Annotated in this window: 1 protein-coding gene; it reads left to right on the forward strand. The window is 57.4% G+C overall.

Annotated elements, in window-relative coordinates:
- Positions 1 to 90: 90 nt before the first annotated feature.
- Positions 91 to 1,297 (forward strand): IS4-like element ISPpu8 family transposase (locus ACF8EF_RS18990; protein WP_392461784.1); only part of this gene is annotated, 1,207 nt, incomplete at its 3' end.

The following is a 1,297-nucleotide window of genomic DNA, read 5'->3' on the forward strand; positions in this document are numbered from 1 at the left end:
GGTAGAATTCGCTGAAATCCAGTCAGGAAGACCCGAGCGATGTGGGCTGATGTACTAGCGCGATTCGAGAAAAAAGCACCCGCCAGCGTAATGGCCAAACTTGCCTTGGAGCAGGCCATTGCGCCGGAGTGGGTCGATCAGGTTTTCGAGGAGCACCGCCAACGGCAGTATTCTCGCGAGCTGCTGTTCTCGACCATTATCAAGTTGATGTCGCTTGTTTCATTGGGCTTGAAGCCATCGCTGCATGCTGCGGCAAGACAACTGGACGACCTTCCCGTCAGCCTGGCAGCTCTGTACGACAAGATCAGTCGAACCGAACCTGCCCTGTTGCGTGCTTTGGTGACAGGCTGCGCGCAGCGCTTGGCGCCGACAATCCATGAGTTGGGCTGCTCAGCCATGCTTCCTGATTGGCAAGTTCGGGTGGTCGATGGCAGCCACTTGGCCTCTACCGAAAAGCGTCTTGGCGCGCTGCGCCAAGAGCGCGGAGCGGCTCGCCCCGGGTTTTCGGTGGTGGTTTACGACCCCGACCTGGATCAGGTAATTGACCTCCAGCCGTGCGAGGACGCCTACGCAAGCGAACGAGTTTGTGTTTTGCCGTTGCTGGCTGAAGCAAAGACCAATCAGGTTTGGATCGCTGACCGTCTCTACTGCACGCTGCCTGTAATGGAGGCGTGCGAACAGGTGAAGACATCATTTGTCATTCGCCAGCAGGCCAAGCATCCACGCTTGATCCAGGAAGGTGAGTGGCAAGCACCGATGCCCGTCGCCACAGGCACTGTGCGCGAGCAATCCATCGAAGTAAAAGGCGGGCACCGCTGGCGACGTGTCGAGTTAACGCTTCATTCACCAAACGACTCAGGTGATAACAGCTTGATGTTCTGGAGCAACCTGCCCGAGAGCATCAGTGCGCAACAGATCGCAGACTTCTATCGGCGCCGCTGGAGTATTGAAGGGATGTTCCAGCGGTTGGAAGCAATTCTGGAAAGTGAAATTGAAACCCTCGGCAGTCCGCGAGCCGCCTTGCTTGGATTCACCACTGCCGTGCTGGCATACAACGTTCTGGCCTTGCTCAAGCGAAGTGTTGAACAGGCTCACCGCGATGCCTTGCCCGAGAATTGGGAAGCCTCGATCTATCACTTGGCGGTGCAGATCAGAGGGGGTTACGAAGGCATGCAGATTGCCCTGCCATCCGAGTACATGCCCGTTGTTCCGATGGAAAACCTGGCTCAGCGCCTGCTGGAGCTGGCCAGAAACATCCAGCCCAGACAGGTTGCGAAAAGCCCACGAGGCCCCAAGG

The organism is Pseudomonas sp. zjy_15 (assembly GCF_043101865.1).
Classification (GTDB): domain Bacteria; phylum Pseudomonadota; class Gammaproteobacteria; order Pseudomonadales; family Pseudomonadaceae; genus Aquipseudomonas; species Aquipseudomonas putida_Y.